Source organism: Polyangium sp. 6x1, from assembly GCF_029946515.1.
Lineage (GTDB): Bacteria > Myxococcota_A > Polyangia > Polyangiales > Polyangiaceae > Polyangium.
This window is the reverse complement of record NZ_JARZHH010000055.1, coordinates 1-26,387: the sequence shown is the minus strand read 5'-3', so window position 1 is coordinate 26,387 and position 26,387 is coordinate 1. Positions and strand designations below refer to the sequence as shown.

General features: G+C 69.3%; 10 protein-coding genes. 4 read left to right on the top strand and 6 right to left on the bottom strand.

The genetic code is table 11. The features are described from left to right. The first annotated feature begins 33 nt into the window (after positions 1-33). A complete protein-coding gene (locus tag QHF85_RS36345) occupies positions 34-11,319 on the top strand; it encodes a tetratricopeptide repeat protein (protein WP_281331997.1) in 11,286 nt (3,761 codons plus the stop codon). 222 nt (positions 11,320-11,541) lie between these two features. Here the strand turns inward: QHF85_RS36345 and QHF85_RS36340 are convergent, their stop codons facing one another. Then, a complete protein-coding gene (locus tag QHF85_RS36340) occupies positions 11,542-15,480 on the bottom strand; it encodes a serine/threonine-protein kinase (protein WP_281331996.1) in 3,939 nt (1,312 codons plus the stop codon). A 226-nt stretch (positions 15,481-15,706) separates the two neighbouring features. Between QHF85_RS36340 and QHF85_RS36335 the strand changes: the two genes are divergently transcribed. Together QHF85_RS36335 and QHF85_RS36330 are read left to right on the top strand one after the other, a co-directional pair. After that, the gene (locus QHF85_RS36335; protein WP_281331995.1) at positions 15,707-17,233 is read left to right on the top strand and encodes a hypothetical protein; all 1,527 of its coding nucleotides are present in this window, start codon (positions 15,707-15,709) and stop codon (positions 17,231-17,233) included. Position 17,234: 1 nt separating this feature from the next. Further along, entirely contained in the window at positions 17,235-18,158 is a 924-nt protein-coding gene (locus QHF85_RS36330; protein WP_281331994.1) for a hypothetical protein, read from the top strand. A gap of 30 nt (positions 18,159-18,188) precedes the next feature. On the opposite strand, the gene lpxB is transcribed toward QHF85_RS36330, so the two are convergent. The 5 genes from lpxB to QHF85_RS36305 form a co-directional block, all read right to left on the bottom strand. Continuing rightward, on the bottom strand, positions 18,189-19,331 hold the full coding sequence (gene lpxB / locus QHF85_RS36325; RefSeq protein WP_281331993.1) for a lipid-A-disaccharide synthase: 1,143 nt from the start codon (positions 19,329-19,331) through the stop codon (positions 18,189-18,191). Next, positions 19,328-20,572 (bottom strand): HRDC domain-containing protein, encoded by a 1,245-nt coding sequence (locus QHF85_RS36320; protein WP_281331992.1) that lies wholly within the window; start codon positions 20,570-20,572, stop codon positions 19,328-19,330. Before QHF85_RS36320 ends, lpxB begins: the two co-directional genes overlap by 4 nt. Next, positions 20,569-21,501, bottom strand: coding sequence for a matrixin family metalloprotease (locus tag QHF85_RS36315; RefSeq protein WP_281331991.1), 933 nt, complete (start codon positions 21,499-21,501; stop codon positions 20,569-20,571). Before QHF85_RS36315 ends, QHF85_RS36320 begins: the two co-directional genes overlap by 4 nt. Next, the gene (locus QHF85_RS36310) at positions 21,479-21,976 is read right to left on the bottom strand and encodes a hypothetical protein (RefSeq protein WP_281331990.1); all 498 of its coding nucleotides are present in this window, start codon (positions 21,974-21,976) and stop codon (positions 21,479-21,481) included. The genes QHF85_RS36315 and QHF85_RS36310 overlap by 23 nt, the downstream gene beginning before the upstream one ends. 299 nt (positions 21,977-22,275) lie before the next feature. Next, positions 22,276-25,818, bottom strand: a complete 3,543-nt coding sequence (locus tag QHF85_RS36305) for a DUF3344 domain-containing protein (protein ID WP_281331989.1) — start codon at positions 25,816-25,818, stop codon at positions 22,276-22,278. A 238-nt stretch (positions 25,819-26,056) separates the two neighbouring features. On the opposite strand from QHF85_RS36305, the gene QHF85_RS36300 reads away from it, so the two are divergent. After that, positions 26,057-26,387 (top strand): hypothetical protein (locus QHF85_RS36300; protein ID WP_281331988.1); only part of this gene is annotated, 331 nt, incomplete at its 3' end.

Below are 26,387 nucleotides of genomic sequence, written 5' to 3'. Positions count from 1 at the left end.
CTTTTGTAGGTCAGGTCAGGGGCCGAGGAATCCATGGATCTTGCGCAGCGTCTGAAGCATCTCGAGTCGGTTCGTGAATGGCAGGGGCTCGCCGAAGAGCTCGAGAAGGGGCTCGCCAGCGAGGGGGATGCCACGGCGAAGGCCGGCTACCACCTGCGTCTGGGGCGGCTCCTCGAGGAAAAATTCCTCCAGGGCGTCAAGGCGCTCAAGCATCTGCAGGACGCCTTCAAGCTGAATTCGACGCTCACCGAGGCGCTTCGCCTCGCGCGGCTCGTGTACTGGGACCTTGGCAAGATCAACATGGTCCAGAGGCTCCTCGAGCTCGAGCTGAAGGGGCTCGGGGACGGCCCCGAAGCGACCGCGCTGCTCGTCGAGCTCGGTGACGTGTACTGCGACATCGGCGACAACGAGAAGGCCGTGTCGACGTACGCGCGCGCGCTTGGCGCGTCCGGGGGCACGAGCGAGGAGGCGCGCGCCGGCCTCGCCGACGCGCAGGTCGAGCTGGAAGGCTGGGAGGCGCACGTCGCCGAGCTCCTCCAGCGCGCGAACGACGCGTCGCTCGATGGGGCTGCGCGGGCGCGCCTGTTCCTGCGCGCCGCGCGGCTCGCGCGTCGCTTCGCGCCGGCGGAGGTCGACGACCTGCTCGCAAAGGCGTACGAGGCAAACCCGCTCGATCGGCAGGTGGCCGCGCTCTACGAGGGGATCCTCGTCGAGGAGGAGCGTTCGCAGGTGCTCGTGGACGCGCAGCGCCGCGTGCTCGACGCGATGCACGGCCGTGCTCGCGCCGAGTCGGCACTCCGGTTCGGCACGCGCTGGGCGACGCGCCATCAGAACGCGGAGCTCGGCGCCAAGCTGCTCGAGGAGGCGCTCGCGCACGATCCCGAGGCCGAGGGCGCGTTCACGTACCTGCGTGATCTTTGGGGCGCAAAGGAAGGCGACTGGGAGCGCGTCGCGACGCTCGCCGAGAAGATCGCTTCGGACGGCGGCAACGGCTCGTCGTTCATGCTCGCGCAGGCCGGCCAGATCATCTGGCAGAAGCTCGGCAACGTGATGCGCGCGCGGCCCTGGTTCGAGAAGCTCTCGCAGGTCGCGCCGCAGCACCCCACGCTGCTCGCGTTCGAGACGCAGATCGGCGAGCGCCTTGGAGCCGCGACGTCGGTGCCTGCGGCGTCGGTGCCTGCCGTGTCCGAGCCCGCGGTGTCGGTGCCTGCCATGTCCGAGCCCGCGCCGGCGTCTGCTGCGCCCGAGGTGGAGACGGAAGTGTCCACCGAGGTCGTCGAGGAGGAGGACTCCGTCGACTGGGCGAAGATCGAAGAGCTCAAGGCCAAGGCCCAGAAGCAGGAGCAGGCCAAGCGCTTCAACGAGTACGTCAAGACGCTCGTCGAGCTCGCGGAGGCGGTGCCCGATGCGTCGGACAAGATCTCGTACTACCTGCAGGCCGCAGAGCTCTACACGGGCAAGTTCTCGAACGCGGCCGAGGCCGTGAAGTGCTTCGAAGCGATCCTCGTCATCGACGGCGAGAGCGCGCAGGCGATCGAGTACCTGCAGCAGAGCTACGAGAAGCGTCGCGACTGGGAGAAGCTCATCGGGCTGAACCGGCGCAAGGCGCAGATGATGCCGCCGGGGGCGTCGCGCGCCGAGAAGTTCCTCGAGATCGCGAAGCTCGCCACCGAGCGCGTCAAGAAGCCCGAGGTCTGCGTCGAGCTCTGGGACGAGGTCCTCGCCGACGATCCGGAGAACGTCGAGGCGCTGAACGCGCTGTCGGGCCTCCACGACCGCTCGAAGGACTGGGACAAACTCGCCGTCGTGCTGCAGAAGCAGGTCGAGATCACGGCCGACTTCAAGACGAAGGAGGCGCTGCTCGGCAAGCTCGGCGCCCTCTACGGCGAGCGCCTGAACAACGACGACGCCGCGATCGAGGCGTGGGAGCAGCTGCTCACGCTGAATCCGAACGAGCGCAAGGCCCAGGATGCGCTGAAGAAGCTCTACCTGAAGGTCGCTCGCTGGGAGGACCTGCAGAGGTTCTACGAAGAGCAGGGCAAGTGGGACGAGTTCATCCGCGTTCTCGAGTCGCAGGAGGCGAAGGAGACCGAGGACAAGAACAAGATCAGCTTGCTCATGAAGACGGCCCAGCTCTGGCTGGATCAGAAGGGCAAGCCCGATCGGGCGATGAAGGCCTACGAGAAGGTCTGGACGATCGACGCCGGGTACCTCCCGGCGGCCGAGGCCCTGATCCCGCTCTACACGCAGGCCAACAACGCGAAGGGGCTCGCGACCGCGATCGAGGTCAAGCTCGCGAACGATCAGGACGCCGACACGAAGCTCGCGCTCTACCGTGAGGTCGCGGGCCTCTACGAGGCGAAGCTCAAGGAGCCGCAGAAGGCGTTCGAGCGGTTCCTGTCCGCGTTCGAGCTCGCGCCGGGCGACGAGCAGTGCGTCGAGGACGTGGAGCGCGTCGCGGGCACGACGGGGAGCTGGGACAGCCTCATCGCGTCGTACGGCAAGACGATCGCGCGCGCGGACGAGGACGCGGATCGGGATCTCGGGATCGCGCTGCGGCTCCGGCTCGGTCGTGTGCTCGTCGACGAGGTCAAGCGCGTGGACGACGCGCTCGCGCAGTTCCGCGCCGTGTACGACACGGACAGCGAGAATGCGGAGGCGATCTCGGCGCTCGAGCGTCTCTATCGCGACACGGGTCGGTTCACGGAGCTCCTCGAGATCTACAAGCGCAAGCTCGAGCTCGCGCAGGACACCGAGGAGACGAAGAGCATCCGCTACGCGATCGCGCAGCTCTACGTGAACGAGATCAAGGAGCCCGCGAGCGCGATCACGACGTACAACGAGGTCCTCCAGGACGATCCGGCCGACGCGCCGGCGCTCGAGGCGCTCGATACGCTCTATCGCGAGCAGGAGCAGTGGGAGAGCTACGTCGACGTGCTCCGTCGTCGCATCGAGCTGAACCTCGGCGACGCGATCACGGTCGACCTCAAGTACCGGCTCGGCTCGACGCTCGAGAAGCTCGGGGACGCGCACGGCGCGCTCGAGAACTACCGCGAGATCCTGGTCCTCGATCCGGCGAACGACGGCGCGCGCATCGCGCTCGAGAAGCTGCTCGAGAACGAGGAGCTTCGCGCCGAGGCGGCCGGGATCCTGCAGGAGATCTACGAGACGCGTGGTGACTGGGAGAAGCTCATCCAGTCCCTCGAGATCCTGGCGGCCGCGGAGGCGGACGTCGGGACGCGCGTGAACCTCCTGCGCAAGGTCGCGCGTACGGCGGCCGAGCACCTGACGGATCTCGCGCGGGCGTTCGAGGCGCAGAGCCGCGCCTTGAAGGACGATCCGTCGAACGGCGAGACGCGCGGCGAGCTCGAGCAGCTCGCGGCGCAGGCCGGCTCGTGGGACAAACTCTTCGCGGTCTTCAGCGAGATCGCGGGGGGCCTGAGCGACGAGCGACTCGCGCGCGAGTACTGGATGCGGCTCGCGGGCATCTCGGAGAAGCTCGGCAAGATCGAGGACGCGGCGAACGGCTACAAGCGCGTGCTCGAGATCGATCCGGCGGACGGCGAGGCGCTCGCCGCGATGGACGCGCTCTATCGCCGCACCGAGCGGTGGCAGGATCTCATCGAGGTCTTCCGCCGTCGGATCGCGCTCGCGCCGGAGTTCACGGATCGCGAGGCGCTTTTTGCGCAGATGGCCGAGGTCTACGAGGAGAAGCTCTCGCAGCCCGGCGACGCGATCGCGGCCTACCAGGAGGTGCTGCGCGAGGATCCGACGAGCCACGTGGCGCTCACGGCCCTCGACGGCCTCTTCTCGCGGCAGAGCATGTGGGAGGACCTCGCGGACAACCTGGAGCAGCAGCTCCGGTACGCCACCGAGGACGAGCAGCAGATCCGGCTCATGCTCCGCCTCGCGGCGCTGCGCGAGAAGATGAACCTGGTCGAGACGGCGATCGAGGGCTACCGCCAGGTCCTCGAGCGCGAGCCTGCGAGCGAGGAGGCGCTCGGCGCGCTCGAGCGGCTCGGCAAGCTGCCCGAGCACGAGGTGGCGATCGCCGAGATCCTCGAGCCGCTCTACAGGGCGTCGGGCGATTACATGAAGCTCATCGGCGTGCACGAGGTGCAGGTCCGACGGAGCGACGACGTGAGCCGCAAGGTGGAGCTGCTCCACCAGATCGCGACGCTCTACGAGGAAGCCGGCGGTGATCTGAACTCGGCCTTCGACACGTACGCGCGCGCGCTCGGGCACGACCCGGCGCTCGACACGACGCAGCAGGGCCTGGATCGGCTGGCGCGTGCGACGGAAAGGTTCGTCGACCTCGCGCGTGTGCTGGAGCAGCTCGCGGAGCAGCAGCAGGAGCCTGAGCTCTCGAGCCAGCTCTACACGATGAGCGCGCGCGTCTACGAGGTCGACATCAAAGACATCGAGAGCGCGATCAAGCACTACCGCAAGGTGCTCACGATCGACGTGCACAACCTCGGTGCCGCTGAGGCTCTGGAGAACCTCTTCAGGGTCGCGGATCGCTTCGAGGAGCTGTCGCAGATCCTGCAGCAGAAAGCCGACATCCTCGACGAGCTCGGCGAGAAGAAGAGCGCGCTCTTCCAGGCGGCGTCGATCGAGGAGGAGATCCTCCAGCGGCATGACCAGGCGATCGCCGTGTACGGCAAGATCCTGGATCTCGATGCGGAGGATCTCGGCGCGATCGATCAGCTCATCAAGCTCTACCTCGGTTTGTCGCGGTGGGCCGACCTGCTCGCGGTGTACACGAAGAAGGTCGATCTCGTCGGCGATCCCGAGGAGAAGAAGAGCATCTACTACCAGATGGGCGCGGTCTACGAGAGCGAGCTCAAGGACGTGAAGGCGTCCATCGACACGTACCAGCGCGTGCTCGAGCTCGATCCGGACGATCAGCAGGCGCTCGGTCGGCTCGACGTGCTCTACCAGCAGGCGGAGAACTGGCACGAGTTGCTCCCCTTGCTCGAGCACCTCTCCCGCATCTCGGCCGATCCGGCGGAGCAGATCAGCTACAACTACCGAATCGCCGAGCTCTACGAGAAGCGACTCGGCGACGTGCAGCGCGCGATCGAGCTCTACCGGGATCTGCTCCAGGTAATGCCCGATCACGAGCCGACGCTCATCGCCCTCGAGGGCATCAAGAGCAGCGGCGTGACGGCGGCGCTCGAAGCGGCCCTCGTGCTCGAGCCGATCTACGACACGGCGCAGCAGTGGGAGAAGCTGATCAGCGTCCTCGAGGTCCAGGTCGCGAAGGCGGACGATCCGTACGCCAAGGTGGATCTGCTCCACCGCATCGCGCGGCTGCACGAGGAGATGCTCGGCAACCACCAGGCGGCCTTCGACACGTACGCGCGCGCGGTGACGTTCGACATCGCGAACCAGGACTCGCTCGGCAACATCGAGCGACTCGCGATGTACGTGACGCGGTGGAAGGACGTCGCAGCGCTCTACGATCAGGAGCTCAACAAGCTCGGTGAGCAGCCGGATCAGTTCGTCGAGCTCGGGCTCCGCCTCGCGGGGATCTTCGAGACGCAGCTCGAGGACGTCGACAGCGCGGTGGCGCGCTACCGGCGCGTGCTCGAGGTCGACGCGGAGAACTGGACGGCGATCTCCTCGCTCGACCGGCTCTTCACGATGACCGAGCGCTGGACCGATCTCGTGCCCGTGCTCGCGCGCGAGGCCGAGTCGTCGCCGAACCCGGAGGACTCGCTCGAGTTCAAGTACCGGCTCGGCCAGGTCCACCAGCTCCGCCTGAACGACCTCGGGGCGGCGATCGGCGTCTACCGCGAGATCCTGAACGCGGCGCCCGATCACATGGCGACGCTGGAGGCCCTCGAAGGGCTCTTCGCGGCGGGCGTGAAGCAGCTCGAGATCGGCGAGATCCTGGAGCCGCTTTACCAGTCGTCCGGCGACTTCGAGAAGCTCGTGGGCGTCCTCGAGGCACAGCTCACGCACCTCACGGAGCCTGCGGATCGGCTCGCCATGTACTACCGCATGGCGGAGATCCACGAGGAGCGGCTCGTGGCGCTCGACGGCGCGCTCGGCGTGTACGTCCGCGCGCTCAAGGAGTACCCGGCGGACGAGAAGACGCTCGAAGAGGTCGAGCGGCTCGGCGGCTCGACGGACGGCGGCTGGAACACGCTCGGCGACGCGTACGCCGACGTGCTCGGCCTGCACTCCGACAAGGCCGTGCAGACGAACATCGGCACGCGGCTCGCGCGTGTGTTCGAGGAAGAGCTGCGCGACATCGAGAAGGCGGAGCAGACGTACCGCTACGTGCTCGGCGTCGATCCGCTCGATCCGAAGGCGCTCGCCGAGCTCGATCGGATCTACACGGGGCTCGAGCAGTACGCCGACCTCGCGGGGATCCTGGAGCAGCGGGTCAAGGTGCCGATGGAGCCGTACGAGGTCATCGACCTCTACGCGCGCCTGGGCCAGGTGTACGAGGAGCAGCTCGGGCAGGTGGACGACGCGATCCGCGCCTTCCGCAAGCTCTTCGACGAGCTCGAGCCGAACAAGGAAGAGGCGATCTACGCGCTCGAGCGCCTGTACGGCAGCAAGGGCTCGTGGACCGAGTTGATGGGCGTCTACGAGCGCGAGCTCCAGATCACGGCGAACGAGGGCGACGTGCGCGCGAAGATGGCGCGGCTGCTCTCGGAACCGGAGATGCTCAACAACATCCCGGCCGCGATCGACATGTGGAAGCAGGTCCTCGACATCAAGGGCGAGGACACGGAGGCGCTCTTCGCGCTCGCGAACCTGTACGAGCGCGAGCAGCGGTGGGCGGAGCTCTGCGAGGTTCTCGAGCGGCAGTTCGACGTCGAGCCGACCGACGAGGCGCGCGTGGCCGTGCTGCTCCGTCGCGCGAAGCTCTACAACGATCAGCTCACGCGCGATGACCTCGCGCTCGACGACTACAACCGCGCGCTCGACATCGAGTACGCGAACGTCGAGGCGCTCTACGCGATCGCGGACATCTGGCGGAAGCGCAACGATCCGAACGAGCTCGTGAGCATCCTCCACCAGACGGTGGATCGCGCGGGTTCGGTGCTGCCGGCCGAGAACGTGGTGGCCCTCTACCGCGAGCTCGGGACGACGTACCAGACCGTGCTCGTCCAGCCGTACGACGCGATCGACGCGTGGCGGAAGCTGCTCGCGGTCGACCCGCGCGACTTCGAGGCCATGGCGGCGCTCGAGAACCTGCTCCGCGCCGAGGAGCGCTGGGTCGAGGTGATCGACGTCAAGATGGGTCGCGCGGCCGCGTACGAGGACGGCGCGGAGAAGATCCGCGAGTACCTCGAGGTCGCCGACATCTGGGAGCACCAGGTCCAGGACAAGGACAAGGGCACGCCGGCGTACGAGAAGGTCCTCGAGATCGAGCCGACGCACGATCGGGCCTACCTCGCGCTCGAGGAGCTGCACGGCGCGGCGCACCGGGCCGAGCCGCTCATCGAGCTCTACCTCGCGCGCCTCGACTCGCGCGAGGACACGGACGAGAAGACGGACATCCTCCGCAAGGTCGCGCGCGTGTTCGAGACCGAGCTCGAGGACCGGATGCAGGCGTTCGACGCGCTGCTGACGGCGTTCGAGCTCGACTTCGACAACATGGACACGGTCCGTTACCTCGAGCGCATGGCGCAGGCGACGAACCGCTGGCCGGAGCTCGTGCAGACGGTCAACGGCTGGCTGCAGGGGCTGAACCCGGATCGGGATCCGCTGCGCACGATCCGGCTCTGCCTGCACCTCGCGAAGTGGTACGCGGAGGACCTCGGGCACCCCGAGTACTCGCAGCCGTACTACGGCAAGGTGCTGCAGATCGACCCGAACAACGTCGACGTGCTGCGCCAGATGGCGAACTTCCACAAGAAGGGCGGCCAGTGGCAGCAGCAGGGCCAGATGCTCACGCGGGCGCTCGAGATCGCCGTCAAGGACACCGATCGCAAGGAGATCCTGACGGAGCTCGGCGAGGTGCTCGAGAAGAACGCGGGCGACGTGGAGCAGGGGCTCTCGTTCTACAAGCGTGCGCTCGACGTGGACGCGTATCACCTGCCGGCCCTCGAGGCGCTCGACCGCATCTACACGGATCGCGGCCTGCTCCCCGAGCTCGTCGACGTCCTCACCCGCAAGGGCAAGGCGCAGACGGAGGGCTCGCAGATCGCGGCCACGAAGCTGCGTTGCGCGGGCCTGTACGAGAAAGATCTCGGCCAGATCGAGAAGGCGGGTCAGGTCTTCCGCGAGGTGCTCGAGGTGGACGCGGCCAACCTGCTCGCGATGCGCGGCCTCGAGCGCGTCTACAACCAGACGCACCAGTGGCCGGATCTCGTGGGCGTGCTCGAGATGCAGCTCGACGTGGTCACGACGGAGCGCGAGCGCATCGACGTGCTGCTCAAGATCGCGAAGATCCAGGAGGAGCAGTTCCTCAAGCCGGATCTCGCGGCGGCGAGGCTCGAGCAGGTCGTGGACATCGATCCGCACCACGAGGCGGCGCTCGACTCGCTCGAGCGTTGCTATCGCCGGCTGCGGCAGTGGCACGACCTCATCAGCACCTACGATCGCCACATCAACGCGACGATCGATCGGCAGAAGAAGATCGAGCTCTGGTCGGCGACGGCGAAGGTGTACGCCGAGGAGGTCCAGGACTTCGACCGCGCGATCGACGCGTGGCTGAACATCACGGACCTCGACGACAAGCACATCCCGGCGCTCGAGGCGCTCGCGAAGCTCTACGAGAAGCAGGAGGATACGTCGCGCGCCATCGACTACATGACGCGCGTCGCCGACCTGACCCCGGACGGCAAGCAGCGCGTCGAGATGTATTACCGGATCGGTAAGCAGCTCGACGAGAAGCAGGGCGATCGGATCGCCGCGCGCGATCGCTTCGAGATGGCGCTCGATCTCGATCCGGCGCACGTGCCGACCCTCGCCGCGCTGCGCGTCATCGCCATCGACTCCGAGGATTGGGACACCGCTGCGCGGTATCTCGAGCAGGAGCAGATGAACACCGAGGCGCCGCGCCAGCGCGCCAAGCTCCTCGTGGAGCTCGGCAGGCTGCGCGACGACCGCATCGGTGAGCACGACCTCGCGGTGCAAGCCTACGAGCTCGCGCTGCAGAGCGACGGCGACAACGAGGACGCGGCGATGCCGTTGCTCACGGAGTACGTGAGCAATGAGAAGTGGGCGAAGGCGGAGCCGCTCGCGGAGCTGCTCGTTCGCAAGTCGGGCAAGCGCGAGAAGCCCGAGCAGCATCGCCTGCAGAACACCTTCGGCAAGGTGCTCGTCGCGGTCGGAAAGAACGAGCAGGCGCTCAAGGCGTACCAGGCGGCCTACGCGATCGACATGACCGATCGCGAGACCATCGAGGGCCTCGCCGACGTGTGCTTCCGCTTGGGTGACTGGGCCGGCGCGCTGACGAACTACCAGAAGGTCCTGGGGACGACGGACGAGGCCGAGACCGAAGCGCGGGCGAACGTCTACTACAAGCTCGGCCTCATCAAGCAGAACCAGGGCCAGGCGAAGCAGGCGATCAACAACTTCGAGAAGGCCCTCGGCGTGGAGCCGGCCCATCGGCCGACGCTCGACGCGCTCGTCGCCGTCTACGACGGGCTGAAGGACTGGAAGCAGGTCGCGCACTACAAGCGCCAGATCCTCGACAACATCATCGACGGCGCCGAGCGCTTCAGGTTGCTCGGTGAGATCGCCGATACGTGGGAGAAGGATCAGAACCCGACGAAGTCCGTCGAGGCGCTCGAAGAGGCGCTCGATCTGGAGCCGCAGAACCACGTTCTGCTGCACCGGATGCTCACGCTGTACCAGAAGGTCGGTCAGTGGGAGCAGATGGTGGACACGCTCCAGCGCATCGCGGACCTCGAGACGCAGCCTGGTCGCAAGTCGCGCTACTTCTTCACGATGGCGCAGATCTATCGCGACAAGCTCGAGGATCTCGGGCGCGCGGTGGACCTGTTCAACGACGCGCTGGATCTCGATCCGGCGTTCCTCGACGCGTTCGAGCGCATCAACAAGATCCTCACGTCGCAGAGGGACTGGAAGCAGCTCGAGCGCGCCTACCGGAAGATGCTGCACCGCGTGGCGGGCAAGGGGAACATCGACCTCGAGTTCACCCTCTGGCACGCCCTCGGCCTCATCTACCGCGACCGGCTCGAGGACGTGAACGCGGCGGTCGAGACGTTCAAGATCGCCTCGCGCCTGAAGCCGGAGGACACGCAGGAGCACCAGATCCTGGCGCAGCTCTACACGGGCCTCGGGAACACGGAGGACGCGATCACCGAGTACCAGTCGCTCGTGAAGATCGACGCGACGAACGCCGACTCGTACCACGAGCTCTACCGGCTCTACGTGGAGCAGAAGTCGTACGATCCGGCGTGGTGCACGGCGGCGGCGCTCGCGTTCATTCGCAAGGCCGACGAGGACGAGCAGCGCTTCTTCGAGGACTACCGTCCGCAGGGGATGCTGCAGGTCAAGAACCGGCTCGACAACGAGCAGTGGCTCCGGAACCTCTTCCACGAGGAGGAGAACCTCTACATCGGCAAGATCTTCGAGATGATCGCCTCTGCGGCGCTCAAGGCGAAGATCGCGACGCTGGAGGCGAAGAAGGAGAAGCCGGTCCTCGATCCGCGGTTCCGCCAGGATCCGGCCACGTCGACCGTCACGTTCGCTCGTACGTTCGGCTGGGCTTCGCAGGTCCTCGGGATTCCGTGCCCGGCGCTGTATGTGCGCAGCGACGTGCCGGGTGCTCTCGTCGCCGTTCCGGCCGAGCCGCCGTCGTCGGTTGCGGGTCAAACGGTCTTGACGGGGTTCTCGCCGCAGGAGCTGACGTTCATCATCGGCAAGCACCTCGCGATGTATCGCGGCGAGCACTACATCAAGACGCTGTTCCCGACGGTCACTGAGCTGACGGTGCTCCTCTTCGCGGCGATCAAGCTCGTCCAGCCGGACGCGCCTTCGCCAGCGGACATCGACAAGCAGGTGCTGGCGACGGCGCAGACGATTCGCCAGTTCATGCAGCCGATGCAGATCGAAGGTCTGCGGATGGTCGTGAAGAAGTTCGTGGCGGATGGCGCGAAGGCGAACCTGAAGCGGTGGTCGCAGTGCGTGGACATCACGGCGAACCGCGCGGGGTACCTGCTCTGCGGCGACCTCGAGATCGCGAAGAAGATCATCGCGGCCGAGCCGCAGCAGCCGGGTGATCTGCCGCCGCAGGAGAAGCTGAAGGAGCTGCTCCTGTTCTCGGTGTCGGATCAGTACTTCGCGCTGCGGCAGACGCTGGGCATCGCGATCGGCGGCGAGTAACCCTCACCGCGTCGACAAAAACGAGCCGCCCTCCTCGAAAGGGGAGGGCGGTTTCGTTTGTGCACCAAACATCTGCCTTTGCATCGACCGCATCGCGGTCGATGCACCCTCGGTCCAGGCCGCGCCTGGTCCGGGTCGAGGGGCGGACAGCCCCTCGTCGGGTCCGGGGTGAAACCCCGGCGCTACGCCCTGGAGTGAAACCCCGGCGCTACCCCCTGGAGCTCAACTCTCGGACGGCGGCAGAGCGAGAACCTGCTCGATCGGCTTCGTCACGCAGCCGTAGGCTTCGGCGGCGGCGAGCAGGCCTGCGTTGTGGGGGAGGTTCACGAGGAAGGCGCGCGCGTAGGGGGTGCCTTCGAGGCCCTTCAGACGACGCTCGAGATGCGGGACGGCGCGCTGGATCGCGTCGCGCGCGGTCTTCAGGTCGCCGATGTCGACGTGCGCGTCGTGCAGCGTCAGGTAGATCGACGCCTCGTTGAGCAGGCTCGGGGCGCCGGATTCGACGAGGCCCGCGGCTTCGCGGGCGAGCTCGATCGCTTGGTCGGAGTTGCCGAAGCGACGCTCGGCTTCGGCCCAGAAGCCGAGTGCGACGGGCAGGACGTCTCGGTTTTGGGAGGCGCGGTAGGCTTCGGTTGCGGTCTTGAGCAGCGAGCGCGCGCGCGGGATGTTGCCTGCGCCGTCGGTGCGGAGCAGCTCGCAGCCGCGGTAGAAGAGCGTGCCGAGCGTCACGCGATCCTTGTGGAACCAGGCGACGGTTGCCTCGTCTGCGCTTGCGCGGGGCTCGGTGAGGGCTGCGTCGAGGCGACTCTCGGGGCCGAATGTTGCGGCCCAGCAGAGCAGGTTCATCTGCGCGTTGCGCACGGTGCCGGGGCTGCCGATGGCCGAGGCCTTCGCGAGGCCTGCTTCGAGCTGGTGCAGGGCTTCTTGGCGCGCTCCGATCGTCGTCAGGGCGAAGCCGACGTTCGTGATGAGCATGGCTTCGCGCTCTTGCAGGCCTGCACTCTTGGCGGCGCGGGCTGCGTTGCGCCGGGCGTCGAGTGCTGCGCCGAGTTGCCCTTGCGTTTGCCGTACGACGGCGAGGGCTTGCCAGGCGTCGACGGCGGCCCAGTCGATCGAGCGGCGCTCGGTGAGGTCGAGCAGCACGCGCGTCTCGCGTTCGGCGAAATCGAGCTGGCCTGCGTAGGCGTAGAGGTTCGCGAGGGATGCCGAACAACGCGCCTCCTCCTCGACGACCCCGAGCTTTGCGGCGCGGTCACGACACTGGATGAGGCGGGCTTCGACGTCGAAGCCGGCGCCGAGCACGTAGTCGTATCGGACGCGGGCGCCGAGGGAGCGGATCTCGCTCTCCTCGTCGAAGACGTTTTCGGCCATCGCGTCGATGGCCTCCTTGCGCTCGGAGGATTTTGCGTCGAGACGGCTGTGGGCCTCGTCGAGCAGCACTGCGCGTCCGAAGGCGGTGGGTTTGTCCGTTGCGAACATGAGTGCTCGTTCGGCCATCTTCACGGCCTCCCCGAGCGAGTTCGTGGCGAGGGCGCGACGCGCGGCGATCTCCCAGTAGACGGCGGCCTTCTCTTGCTGCGCGCCGAGGTCGAAGTGCTGCGCGACGGTCGCGGCGTCCTCGCCCATGTTGGCGAGCCACTCGGCTGCGGCGGCGTGGATCTGCTTGCGGAGCTCCTCGTTTGCCGAGGCGTAGGCGACGTCGCGGACGAGGGCGTGCTTGAAGAGGAACTCGCGCGTGCCGGCGAAGCGGCTCGCGCCGTGCTCGACCAGGAGCTCTGCGGCGATGAGCTTTTTCAGGGCGCCGTCCGCGTCCGCGACGCCGACGGCGCTGATGCCGGAGTCCCACACGCTCAGGCCGAGGACGCTCATGCGCACGACGGCCTCGCGCGTCGCGTCGTCGAGGGCGTCGAGGCTGACCTGGATTGCGGCCTCGATCGTGGCGGCCGTGGTGACGTCCTTGCCTGCGGCGATGACGCGCGCGAGCTCCTCGGCGAAGAGCGGCGAGCCTGCGGCTTGCTCGGCGACGCGGTTCAGCACGGCCTCGTCGGCGCCTTCGCCGATGATGGCGCGGGCGATCTCGCGCGTGGCCTTCTTCGACATCGGGCGCAGGTCGATGCGCACGTGATCTCGGCCGACGAAGCGCTGGCCTTGATCGCGCCAGAAGCCCGGTCGCATGACCATCATCACGAACAGCGGCAGGTTCGTGGCGCGGCCAAGCAGGTGCTCGATCCAGGAGATGCTCTCGGGGTCGGACCATTGCGCATCCTCGAAGAGCAAGACGCAGGTCCCGGCGGAGGCGGCGCCGAGGGCGAGCTCGGTCATCGAGAGGTAGAGCGAGTCGCGGGCGCCGCGTGGATCGAGGCCGTCGTCGAAGGGCTGGTTCGCGAGCAGGCGCGAGAGCAGGGTGCTGTCGCCGCTGCGGAGCTTGCGCACGCGCAGGGCTTGCTCGACTTGCTCGAGGCTCGCGCCTTTCGGCAGGCCGAGCATGGCGCGGAGGGCGTCGGTGGCGACGCCGAGGGCCTGCGCGCGACCGAAGGACTCGCAACGCACGCGGACGAGCAGCGGGGGCTCGTCGCGCGTCGTGATGCGGTTGACGAACTCGCGGCCGAGGCGGCTCTTGCCGATGCCGGGCGGGCCCGAGATCGTGACGATGATGGGCGTGCGATCGTCGACGCAGCGCTCGTACTGCGCGAGCGCGTTGATGAGCTCGGCCTCGCGTCCGATGAACTGCTCGGTCTTGCGTCCCTCGGGCTTGGCGCGCGCGCCGACCTTGAAATGGCCGCCGGGGACGGGGTCGAACTGGAAGAAGCCTTTGTCGAGATCCTTCGTGGTGCTGTCGCAGAGCAGGTTCGCCTCGCCCGCTTTCCGGGCGAGGGCGCTCGCGCGATCGACGACGTCGCCCGCGGACTTGACGCGATCGAGCCGGGTGCGGCCCGTCGAGACGCCGACGCACGCGCCGAGCTCGGCGAGCCAGCGGCCGAGATCGAGGGCGTTCGTGGCCTCGTCGCCGTGCGACTGGCGCATGCCGAGGTGCGCGACGATCGAGTCGGTGCCGAGAGGCAGGGCGTCGGCGCCGCGCTCGCGCAGCCGTTCGAGGAGCTGCAGGCGCTGTTCCTTGCGAGAGCCGACCTGGAGCGCGACGAGCGTCGTGACGAGCCGCGTGTTCATGGGCGGCGGCTCGGTCGAGGTGGAGAGCGCGCGCGCGACCTCGGGGACGGAGGGATCACGGCAGAGCGCGTCGAGCTCGAGCGCGACTTCGCGCGACGACGTGGGACGGTTCTCGCGCTCGGACATGAGCATGCGCGCGACGAGCTCTTCGAGGGCCTCGGGCACGTCGAGGAGCAGCTCGCTCAAGCGAGGCGCGGGCGTCGTGGCGAGCAGCGCGATCGTGGCGATCGAGTTCGAGCCGATGTGCGGGGGTCTTCCGGTGAGCAGCTCGAAGAGCGTCGCGCCGAGCGAGTAGATGTCGCTGCGCGCGTCGGCGATGGCGTCGCCGCGGGCCTGCTCGGGGGCCATGTACGCGGGGGTGCCGACGAAGATGTCGTTGCCGGTCAGGCGCATGTCGCGCGAGGTGGCGACGCCGAAATCGACGAGCTTCGAGGTGAGCTGCTCGGGGGCGGGCTCGCCGTCGTCGCGGGTCCTGCGCGTCGTGCGCGTGGAGACGGGGGGCGAGTCCGGATCGGGGAAGCGGCTCGAGAGGACGAAGATGTTCGAGGGCTTGATGTCGCGGTGGACGACGCCTGCGTCGTGGGCGGCGGCGAGCGCGAAGGCGACCTGACGCGCGATGTCGAGGGCCTGGCGCATCGTGAGGGCGGCGCGGAGCTGGCGCGTGAGCAGGTCCTCGCCTTCGAGCCACTCCATGGCGATGAAGGGCGTGCCTTCGTCGAACTTGCGGCCGAGCGCGGCGGTGTAACTCGAGTCGAGGGCGCCGTAGGCCACGACCTGAACGATCCCCGGATGATCGAGCTCGCTCAGGATCTTGCCCTCTTGCAGGAGGCGGGTGCGCTCGCCGGGATCCGACTCGCCTGCGGCGATGATCTTCAGGGCGACGCGCCGCTGGGAGACCGTGTCGAACGCGCGGAACACGATGCCGACGGCGCCGCGTCCGACCTCGCGCTCGACCTGAAATCGCCCGGCGATGAGCTGCTGGGTGCGTGCCATGCCTTGCTCGGGACTCCCTATCGCCGATTGCCGGCCGAGGGTCTACACAGGCCCGTGGTACGCGGGCCCGCCCAAGGGTACACAATCGTCGCACGAGCCAAAAGGCGGCAGGTGCACCCTTCCGCGCGCTCGCTTGACGGTCTCGGGCCGAGACCCTAGCCTCTCGGCCACGCGTCCGCCGGTTCGTGTGAACCCGCGAGCGCAGGAGACGCAGAGGAGCTAGCGCATGCTCGAGCGGGTCGCGGTCCACCAGACGAGGCTCCGCACACCGGGTCTCGGCCTGGACGCGCGCGGCGTGGCGCTCGGCGCCAAGGGCGTGGTCCTCCTGCCCTCGATCGATCGGCTCGTCGCGTTCCTGGCGCTCTATACGAGGCAGGGCTCGCTCGCCGACATCCTCCGGTCGCTCGCGATCGAGGTCGTGCGCTCGAAGCTCGGCGCGCGCGAGGTGACGCTCACGTTCGCGGCGGAGACGAGCGATCGCATGGATCGGATCGCCGAGATCGCCCGCCTCGCCGGCGGATACACGTTCACCGGGACGAGCCGTCACTTCGTCCAGTACCGCGACGCGGCCGCGCCCTTCGGCTACGACGTGGCGCAGATCAGCGCGGGCGACGCGACGCTCTGGCTCTACCACAACACGTTTTCGCAGAGCTACGAGACGGAGCGGAAGGTCGACGTCCGCTCGCTCGTGCTGCGCCTCGAGCCGCACGCGGATCCCTCGACGGGGCGCGAGCCCGGGGCGCGCTGGCTCGCCGCGGAGGCGGGGCTCGGGCCGGCGCTGATCCACTACTTCGTGCGTTCGGGCGTCACGGCCGAGGTTGGCGTCGCCGAGTGGCCGCCGGCGTCGAGCTTCGATGATGGGCCGGTCGTCCGGTACCTCTTCCGCGTGCCCGAGCTGCCGGAGCGCATGATCCCGCTGCTCACGCGGACGCCTGGCGTGTCGATGTTCGTGCCGGCCGCGCCGGGGACAGCGGTGGAGGTGGGCTTCCGGCACCCCGTGAACCTGCGCGCGTGCCCCGTCTTCGCGGAGACGGGCCTCGTCCTTTTTCGCGGTCACGGGCTCGATCCGCTGGAGATCCCGAAGCTGCCTGCGCTCGGTGACGTGCGCGCCTTCGCCCGCATGGAGATGCGCAAGGACGTGGCCGCCGCGCGCGCGAGCGCGCAGCCGACGACCTCGGTCTCGGTCGCGCTCCGGCTCGTGCCCACGCTCGATCCCTGGCGTCACGTGACGGCGACCTGGGTCGAGGCCGAGGACCTGCCGGTGCTGCGCCGCATCGCCTACGCGCTCGGGCCGGAGAGCCTGCGCGCGGCGCGCGTCGCGTTCACCGAGCGGGGCGCGATCGTCCGCCATCCGACGGGCATCGAAGGCATCCCCGTGGGGCAGTTCTTCCGCGAGGTGCACAAGCAGCTCTACGTGCCGGCGGGGTACGACGTGGTGCCCGCGGTCGCGCCCGACGTGCTCTACCGCTCGCTCGGCGCGCCGCCGGGGCAGGTGCTCTTCATCGGCCGCGACGGCACCGTGCTCGGCGTGCCCGAGGAAGGGTTCGTCTCGCTCGAAGCGGCCGTGCTCGAAGCGCAGGCGTGGCTGCCGCTCGCGGCCGATCGCTTCGCGGACGCGCTCTCGTCGGCGCTCGCCACGGAGCTGCCCGAGGTGACGCTCGGCGGCGTGGGGCTCCGGCCGCTGCGGGACGTCGCGGCGGGTGATGATGGCGCTCTCCCCGCGCTCCCCGGGGGCGCGGGCGGCGGAGGCTAGCTTGGCGAGCGACGACGAACGGTTCGAGGAGCTCGTCGCGGGGACCGTCGCGCCCCTCGTCCTCGGCGGAAAATTGCGCCTCGCGCGACCGTTTGGGCAGCTCGGGACGACGCTCGGGGAGGGGAGGCACATCGTCGACGCGGACCTGCGTTCGCGGATCGACGTGGCGCGGGTGAGGCGCGCGCGTCTCATCGCGCCGGTCGATACGCTCCCCGATCTCGACGTGCACGAGTGGGCCCTCGCCGCGGCGCTCAACGACCTCTTGCAGGTGACGAACCACGAGCTCGGCGGGCTCTTCACGAAGGGGCGTTACATGCGCCTCTTGCGGAGCGTGTTCGAGTTGTGCGGCGAAGTTCCGGCCCCGCGCGACGTGGGCGCGGCGCTCGCGCGTCATGCGACGTTCGCCCGCGTGATGGAGCTCAACCGCGCGGATACGTCGGTGCGATGGTGGACGGGCTCGGCGAGCTTCCGCGGCGTGCCTCCGCCGAAGCGGCTGCTGATGTGGCAAAACCTGCGGCGCGTGCACGTGGAGACGCAGCGGGTGCCGCTGCACGAGATGTGCGACGGTCTGCCGCCTTCGGTCGCCGAGGGCTACCAGAGCGTGCTCTCGGTGTGGCTCTCGCGCTCGCCGCTCACGGACCTCGGCTCCATCACGCGCGCGGCGCCGGCCTTCGCATGGTCGCCCGCGACGATCGCGCTCGTCGCGGTCCCCGCGGGGCGGATGCTCGCGTTCCGGGTGCTCGCGCGGCAGCGGGGCGAGCAGGTGAGCGCCGCGCTGGAGAAGGCGCGCGCGGGGCTCGACGGTGGGCTCGAGGCGCATCGAGCGGTGGTGGAAGAGTTTTCCCGGGAGATCGTGAGCGCCTTCGAGGCGATGCGGGCGAAGCCGGGGAAGCGGGGGGCGTCGGCGTCGTCGTCATCCCCCTAGCGGCACACGGGACCGTTTGGGCTCAAAAGATCAGAGCCACGGATCCAGCAGGGCCGCGACGCGCGCGCCGAACGGACCCGGGGAAGGGGGCGTGAGCCGCGCTTCGAGCTCGCGGGCGTCGGCCTTGTTCCGCGCACGTTGCTCGTCGTTCGCCATCGAAGCGGCGGCCGAGGCGAGCGAGCGGGCCGTGCACGCGTCCTGGAGCAGCTCGGGGTAGGCGCGGCGGCCGAGCAGGACGTTCGGCAGGCCGATGTGCGGCGTTCGCACGAGGCGACGCGCGAGGGCGTAGGTGAGGGGATCGACGCGGTAGCCGATGACCGTGGGCAGCCCGGCGAGCGCGGCCTCCAGGCATGCCGTGCCCGAGGCGCAGAGCGCGAGATCGAAGGCCCCGAGCAGCGGGGAGGCGCCATGCTCCGCGTCGGCTTCGGTGATCCCGATACCGGCGCGGCGAGCGGCCCGTTCGAGCTCGGCCCGCGCGCGCGCGTCGAGCCAAGGGGCCACGAGCACGCGCGCTTCGTCCACGTCGCCGCGCGCCGTGAGCATCGCGGCGGCCTCGCAGAAGAGTGGCGCGAGGCGGGTGATCTCGCCGGCGCGGCTGCCCGGGAGCACGGCGACGGCGCGCCCGCTACCGAGCCCGAGCCGCGCGCGCGCGACCTCGCGGGGTAGGCGCGGCGTATCGGCCGACGGATGCCCCACGAACCGAGCGTCGTACCCCGCGTTGCGCCAGAGCGGCTCCTCGAACGGCAGGACGACGGCGAGGCGGTCGACGGCGTCGTGGAGCGCGCGGATCCGCCCAGCGCGCCAGGCCCAGACCTGCGGTGCGACGGCCCAGAGCACGCGTGTCCCGCGGCGCCGCAGCGCCCGCCCGAGCCGCGCGTTGAGCTCCGTGAAGTTCACGAGCAACGCCGCGCGCGGCGGATCCTGGCGGATGCGGCCGAGCAGCGCGCCGAGCGATCGGCCGAGCGCAGGCGCCTTGCGGAGCACGTCGAGCGTGCCCATCGCGGCGACGTCCGACGTATCCGCGAGCGTCTCCATGCCCCGCGCCCTGCATCCGCGCCCCCCGATGCCGAACGCGCGCACGGCCGGCCCGAGCGCGCGCAGCACCTCGGCCGCGATGCGATCGCCCGAGGCCTCGCCCGCGACGACGAGCAGCGGAGCGACGGCTCCGTTCACGGCTCCTCGCGCTGCGCGCTCCCCCGTGCCTGCGCGGGGGCCTCGCCCGGCGCCGTGAGCAGCGACGAAAGGCGCTTGCCATACCGCTCGACCCGCTTCGCGCCGAGGCCAGGAATCTGGGCGATCCGCGCGAGCGTCGCCGCGGCGTCCTCTCCCGCCGACGAAAGCAGGATGCTCGCGAGATCCTGCGCGCAATGCCCCGGCAGCACGGCCTGCTCGTCGACGCCGCGGCGCTTCGCCTCGGCGCGCCGGAACGAGCTGATCTTCGCCTCGATTTCCCGACGCCGCGCGATCTCCTTCCGATCGATCGGCGCGACCTCGAAGAGCGCTTGCTCCTCGGGCGGCACGTCTCCTTCGGCGGCGCCGCGCGCGATCGCGTCGAGCCACTTCGCCGCGTGCCTCCCCGCGCGACCCGAGAGCGCGCCGGGCACGCGGCCGAGCTCCGGGACCGAGGTCGGACGCCTCTGGGCGAGCTCGATCAAGATCTCGTTCGTGACGATCTTGAACGGCGGCACGTCGGCGGCCTCGGCGATCGCCTCGCGCGCGGCGACGAGGTTCCTGAGCGCGGCGCGGCCCGGCCGATCGAGCTTCTGCGCACCCTTGACCCGCACGTAGGAGGGGCGCGTCTCCCGCGGAGGCGCGAGCGCGGCGCGGAGCTTGTACGTGCACTCCTCCTCGATCTCGGCCTCGATGTCGATCGCCGCCGCCTTCGCGGCGAGCGCGCGATCGAGCCGCAGGAGGTAGGCGACGTCGTCGCCGAGGTAACGCCGCTCCGCTGGCGAGACCGGCCTTCGCGACCAGTCGTGTTGCTGAAAGCGTTTGTCGAGCACGACCCCGAGCTCTGCCGCGAGCACCGATGCGAGCCCCGTCGCCTTCTGCCCGAGCAGCCGCGCTGTGACCGAGGTGTCGCGCACGCGCGCGAGCGGCGCGCCGGCCTCGGCGAGCATGCGCGCGTCGAACGTGAGATCGTGCAGCACCTTGGTGGGCCCCTCGGGGCCGAGGAGCCGTTCGAGCGCGGCCGCGCTCGTCACGAGCGTGTCGACGATCAGGACGACCGTCGATTCGCTCTCCTCCCAGGCGATCTGCGCGGCGCACAGGCGAGGGCGGTAGACGAAGAGGCCGTTCGCCTCCACGTCCACCGCGATCGCCTTGGCCTGCATGGCGCGCTCGATCGCGCCCCCGAGCGCGCGTGCCTCCTCGACCCAGAGGACCTCGTACGGCGGCGCTTCCTGGCTCGTCATGGACGCGCGCGTTCGGCTCGCCGCTTCGCCGCGAGGCCGAGGGCGAGGGCGAGGGCCGCGAGGGCGCTCGCGCCCGCGGAGCGCGGCGACCCCGGGGCCGTCGCGCAACAGCTCCCGTCTTCGGTCACGATCGGCGGCGGCGAGCACTGCGACTCGAACCCGCGCCGCGGCGTGGGATCGCAGGACGCGGGGATCGGATCGCCGGGCGGGTAGGCCGCGCAGATGCCCTCGATGTCGTCGTTCGAGAGCGATCGCAGGTTGATCGTGCCCGGCATGTAGTCGGCGAACATCGTCGCCGTCCCGTCCGCGGAGTGCGACATGCCGAGGAAGTGGCCCGTCTCGTGGGTCGCGATCGAGGGCAGGTCGTAGAGGACGTTGTCGGTCCCGGTCGTGAACTCGACGTTCGCCCCGTTGAGCTCCATGTCGGCGTCGTAGATCTCGCCGGTGTCGACGTTGTACGTGACCGTGGTCAGCGCGAGCGTGCTCCCCGCGCCGGCGTGCGGCCACACGTCGTCGTGGAAGAGGATGATGTTCGCGTTGCCGGCCTTCTTGTTGTACTCGTGGGCGTGGCACGCCACGGGGCCGAGGTCGACGACCTTGATGCGCGGATGCTTGCCCTCGCCGCAGTCGGCGTCGGTCCACTGCTTGAAGGCATCCACGAAGATCTGCGTCGCGTCGTCGACGTCGATCTGCACCGACGCGTCCTTCTGCATGGAGAAGCTGACGCACGGGCTCTTCCAGAAGAGCTCGACGCCGCAGTCGGTCGGGCGCACGGGCGTGCATCGCGCGCCCGTCCCGACGCCCTTGCAGCTCGTCGTGCGGCAGTAGGCCGAGGCCTCTGGCGCGAGCAGCGTCGCCGCCGCGACGAGCGCGAGCCCGACCGCGATCGGAGCGAACCGTCCCCGGTTACTTGCGTTCACGCGGTGCACGCTTCACCTCCTCGATGGCCACGAGCGCACGCGAAAGCGTCGCCCCCACGAGCACCTCACGCGCGCCGATGCTGGGCCCGGTCCGCGGCAGGATCGTCCCTGCGTCCGGGCTCGGCGCGAGCTTCGGCAAACCCCCCTCCGTCGTGATCACGGGGTAATGCCCCTGCGCCATCGCCGTCACCACGACGGCGGTCGGCGTTTTGTGCAGAAACAAAAGCGAGCGCTCTCCGGGGTGGATCACGGCCTCGCCCGAGACCCACTGCCCGACGTCGCCCACGACGCCGCCGAGCGTCCGCACCCACACCTGCGTGCCCGGCTCACCGACCACGGAGCGTTCCACGTCGAGGCGTGTGTAGGTGACGATCCGCCGGCCATTCGGCGTGTCTTCCCACATGCTCTGTCGTTCCGACGCCTTCGCGACGACGACGTACGACGAGCTCGTCACGAGCTCATCGAGCGAGATGACCACCGACACCGCTGCCTGAGCTTCGCTCGGGCCGGTGTGGGGCGAGTGTGGCGACACCAACAGCGCCGCCGGCAACGCGAGCGACAGCGCAAGCAGGGAGGCACGAACGCGCATGCAGCGGAGGATACCACCATCGCCGCGATGACGCTCCACGTGGGGACGACGCGCGCGCACGTCGATCTCGTGCCGTCAGGACATGCGAGGTTCGCCCCCTGCAAAAACGAAGCGCCGCGGCCCTCGAAAGGACCGCGGCGCCTCATCGATCTCCGGCGCGGCCTTCCGCGCTCGAAGAGCTCTCTACCTGTCGATCAGCTCCGCCGACGGCGGCGAAGGAGCGCCGTTCCTGCCGCGAGCGCGAGCAGGAAGCCCACGCCCGGCGATGCATCGTTTCCGGGCCGCGTGGCGCAGAAGCCGTTGCCCGTCAGGATGATGCCGTCCACGACGTCGTCGGCCGAATCGAGCGGATTGCTCTCGCCCGTGTCGACCACGCCGTTCTTGTTCTTGTCCTCGTCGCCGTCGTTGATGCCGCCGCCGTCCGTGTCCGCTTTGAGCGGATCGGTCTTCGTGGCGCCCTTGTCCCCGTCGGGGATGCAGGTCTCGGCCGTCGCGTCCGTGGCCGGGTTCGAGCAGTCGAGGCCGAGCTCGGTGCCGTCGAAGAGGCCGTCGTTGTCGCTGTCCGGATCGAGCGCGTTGATCTTGCCGTCGCGGTCGGTGTCCTCGCCGGGGCTCGGCTCCTGACCGTCGGGCACGCCGTCGTCGTCCGAGTCCGCGTCGTTCGGATCGGTCCCGAGATCGGCCTCCTCGTCGTCCGTCAGACCGTCGTTGTCCGAGTCCGTGGGCGGCACGATGTTGTCGTCCGTCGCATCGTTCGGATCACGCTCGTTCTCGTCGACCACGCCGTCCTTGTCCGTGTCCTCGTCGCCGTCGGAGACGCCGCCGTCGTCCGTGTCGGGATCGACCGGCGAGGTCGTCGTGGCGCCGTTGTCGCCATCGGGGACGCAGTTGTTCGCCGCCGGGTTCGTGGCCGGATTCGAGCAATCCTTGCCCATCTCCGTGCCGTCCTTCAGCCCGTCGCCGTCGCTGTCCGGATCGAGCGCGTTGATCGTGCCGTCGCCGTCGGTGTCGTCCGTCGGGTTGGGCTCGAGGCCGTCGATCACGCCGTCGTCGTCGGAGTCCGCGTCGTTCGGGTCCGTGCCGATCTCGTTCTCGTAGTCGTCCGTCAGCCCGTCGCCGTCGGTGTCCGGCTTCGTGGTGTCGTCCGCCCCGTTGTTCGGATCGAGCTCGCCCGGATCCACGGCGCCGTTGCGGTTCTCGTCCTCGGAGCCGTCGATCACGCCGCCGTCGTCCGTGTCCGCGTCGAGCGGCGAGGTCTTCGTGGTCGGATCCGCATCGGGGATGCAGTTCTTCGCGTTCGGATCCGTCGCCGCGTTCGAGCAGTCCTTGCCGCTCTCGGTGCCGTCGAAGAGGCCGTCGTTGTCGCTGTCCGGATCGAGCCCGTTGATGAGGCCGTCGCCGTCCGTGTCCGCGCTCGGGTTCGGCTCCTCGCCGTCGAGGAGGCCGTCGTCGTCCGAGTCTGCGTCCATCGGGTTCGTCCCGATCTGCTCCTCGAGATCGTCGCTCAGGCCGTCGCCGTCGGTGTCGACCGGCGCGTTCGAATCGTCGGCCGGATCGTTCGGATCACGCTCGCCGGCGTCGATCTTGCCGTTCAGGTTCGTGTCCTCGTCGCCGTCGGAGACGCCGCCGTTGTCCGTGTCCGCATCGAGCGGATCCGTGGTCGTGGCGCCCATGTCCGCGTCGGGGCGGCAGCTCTGCGCGGCGTTGTTCGTCGCCGGGTTCGCGCAGTCCTTGCCGAGCTCGGTGCCGTCGAAGAGGCCGTCGTCGTCGCTGTCCGGATCGAGCGCGTTGATGAGGCCGTCGCCGTCCGTGTCGTCGGTGCCCTGCGGCTCGTCGCCGTCGAGCACGCCGTCGTCGTCCGAGTCCGCGTCGTTCGGATCCGTGCCCGTCTGGGTCTCGGTGTCGTCGGGGATGCCGTCGTTGTCGGAGTCGAGACAGCCTTCGTCGACGACGCCGTCGCAGTTGTTGTCGATGCCGTCGCACATCTCCGCGCCCGTGGGCACGCAGACGCACATGTTCGACATGACATCGCAGGTCGGCGTGGCGCCGCTACAGTGCGCGTCCGTGACGCACTCGACGCAGGTGTTCGGCGTCGCCGCGACGTTGCAGACCGGCGTGGGCGCCATGCAGTTCGCGTCCGACTCGCACTGATCGATCACGATCGGCGTCGGCGGCTCGCCGCTCGTCGGCCCGTTGCCGTCGGTCGGCGTGTCTTGCGCCGGCGCGCCCTGCTCGCCCGCGGCGGTGATGATCGCCTGGTTGTTGATCGTGCCCGATGCGTCTGGGTTCACGGTGACCCGGAACTTCACGGTCGTCGTGTCGTTGACGAGCATCGTCCCGCCATTCGCGCCGTTCGCGCCCGCGCCGAGCCGCACGAGCACCGTGTTCGTGCCTGCGACGTACTCGCCCTGATCGTCGGCCGCCGTGTCGGTCTTCGTGCCCATGTTCGGCCCGGCGATGACCTCGATCGAGCCCGGGACATACGTCACGCCCATCGGGATCACGTCCGTCAGCACGGTGTTGACCGCCGTGTCGTTGCCGGTGTTCGTCACGACAACCGTGTACTCGACCGTGTCGCCCGGCAGGAGCGCGCCGCCGTTGAGATCGACGGCCGTCTTGAGCGACGTCGAGAAGTCGGGCTTGAACGTGGGGATCGACGTCACGAACGCAGCGAGCCAGTACTGGTCCTGGCTGCTCGTCCCCGCGATCGGCGCGGACGTCTGGCCGGCCGTGAGCTTGCTCGTGATGTCCACGATGTCCATGTCCATGCCCGCAAAGCTGCCGGCCGTGCCGGTGAGCTGGGGCAGATCACCGACGACGGTGACGGGGAGCCCGAGGTCCGACCGCGTGCGGTTGAAGAAGTTGTCCGCTTGGTTCTGCGCGTTCGAGAGCGGCGGGGCGGCGCCGAACGAGAACGAGTCGCCCGTGAGCGCCGTGTCGCCTTCGAACGCGACGACACCGAGGCGAGCGTTCGCGAACGCCGGGGGGACGAGGAAGCCCGAGAGCGTCACGTTTTGCGGGTTGCCGTTGCCCACGATGTCCCAGCCGTCGAAGATGGCCAGGTTGCGCGGCGGATCCGAGGCGCGCTCGTAGAGCACGATCATGTACCAGCCCGCGAACGTCGTCTCATCGGCCGTGTTGCCGATCGGGTTCTCGACGTCGACGCCCGAGACGCGATACGCGCCCGACCCTTGCGCCTGCACGATCGACGTGATGTCGGCGACGCTCTGGTAGGTGGGGTTGTTGTTGTTGACGTTCGTCGTGTAGCTCTGGATCGACGTCACGTCTTCGCTGAAGCCGCCCGGCCGGTCGATCGTGGCCGTGACGTCGGCGCCTGTGACGGTGCGCGTCGCAGCCCAGTACAGGTAGGCGTGCGTGACCGTCGCGCCTGCCGGAAGCGTGAGGACCGCGGTGCTGCGCGCGTTCGCGACCGTGATGCCCGTGTTCGCCTCGGCCTGCCCGTCCATCGGCGAGTCCGAGCGCCACAGGATGTCGACGCCGCTGTCGCCCGCGGCGTTGCCGCACTGCGCGAGCGCCGGAACGCTGCCCACCAGGGGCGCGGGCGGCGGATTGCCCGCGATGTTTTGGCAGTCGTAGGCGAGCGTGTTGCCGATGAGGAGGAAGTCACCCTTCTGATCGACCTGCACGCGCAGGTTCGGCGCGGCAGCCACATCGCGGGCCGAGATCCCGAGCGCTGTCACGCTCGCGAGGCCCGCCAAAAGCCAATGTCGTCTCATGTTCGATGTCCCTTGTCGCAGTCCAATCGGTGTTCCAACGGAATGCTCGACGGCCTGAACGACCGTCCTTGTACGAGGTGGCGCAGCCTCGGGAGCCTCACGCCACACAGACCGCGGCGCGCACCTCACAGGGACGAGCCGAGGTCGTGAAGGAAGGGTCGCGGAGGCCCTTTCGAGCCTCCGGACCGCGGGTGATACGGAGCGCCCGCTTTCGCGAGCACCCCGCTTCCGTCACTTCTTGGTGGGAGCCGGTGCGACCTTCTTCGGCGCGGGGGCCGCAGGCGCGGGAGCAGCGCCCTTCGGGGCCGCAGGCGCGGGAGCAGCGCCCTTCGGCGCGGCAGGCGCGGGAGCGGCGCCCTTCGGCGCGGCAGGCGCGGGAGCGGCGCCCTTCGGCGCAGCGCCCTTCGGCGCGGCGGGCGGCGGCGCGGGCGGCGCGGCGGACTCCGCGGGGGGCGCGTCGTCGGCCGCCTGCGCGGAGGCGTCGGGCAAGCTCTCGCCGGAGCAGGCCGAGGCGCTGCGGGACGGGTATGCGTTCCTGCGCAAGCTCGGCGGCCGCATCCGCATCGTGC

Coding starts and splice junctions, on each gene's coding strand:
- QHF85_RS36335 (WP_281331995.1), top strand. CDS start 15,707: ATGCTCGAGCGGGTCGCGGTCCACCAGACGAGGCTCCGCACACCGGGT.
- QHF85_RS36320 (WP_281331992.1), bottom strand. CDS start 20,572: ATGACGAGCCAGGAAGCGCCGCCGTACGAGGTCCTCTGGGTCGAGGAG.
- QHF85_RS36340 (WP_281331996.1), bottom strand. CDS start 15,480: ATGGCACGCACCCAGCAGCTCATCGCCGGGCGATTTCAGGTCGAGCGC.
- QHF85_RS36305 (WP_281331989.1), bottom strand. CDS start 25,818: ATGAGACGACATTGGCTTTTGGCGGGCCTCGCGAGCGTGACAGCGCTC.
- QHF85_RS36345 (WP_281331997.1), top strand. CDS start 34: ATGGATCTTGCGCAGCGTCTGAAGCATCTCGAGTCGGTTCGTGAATGG.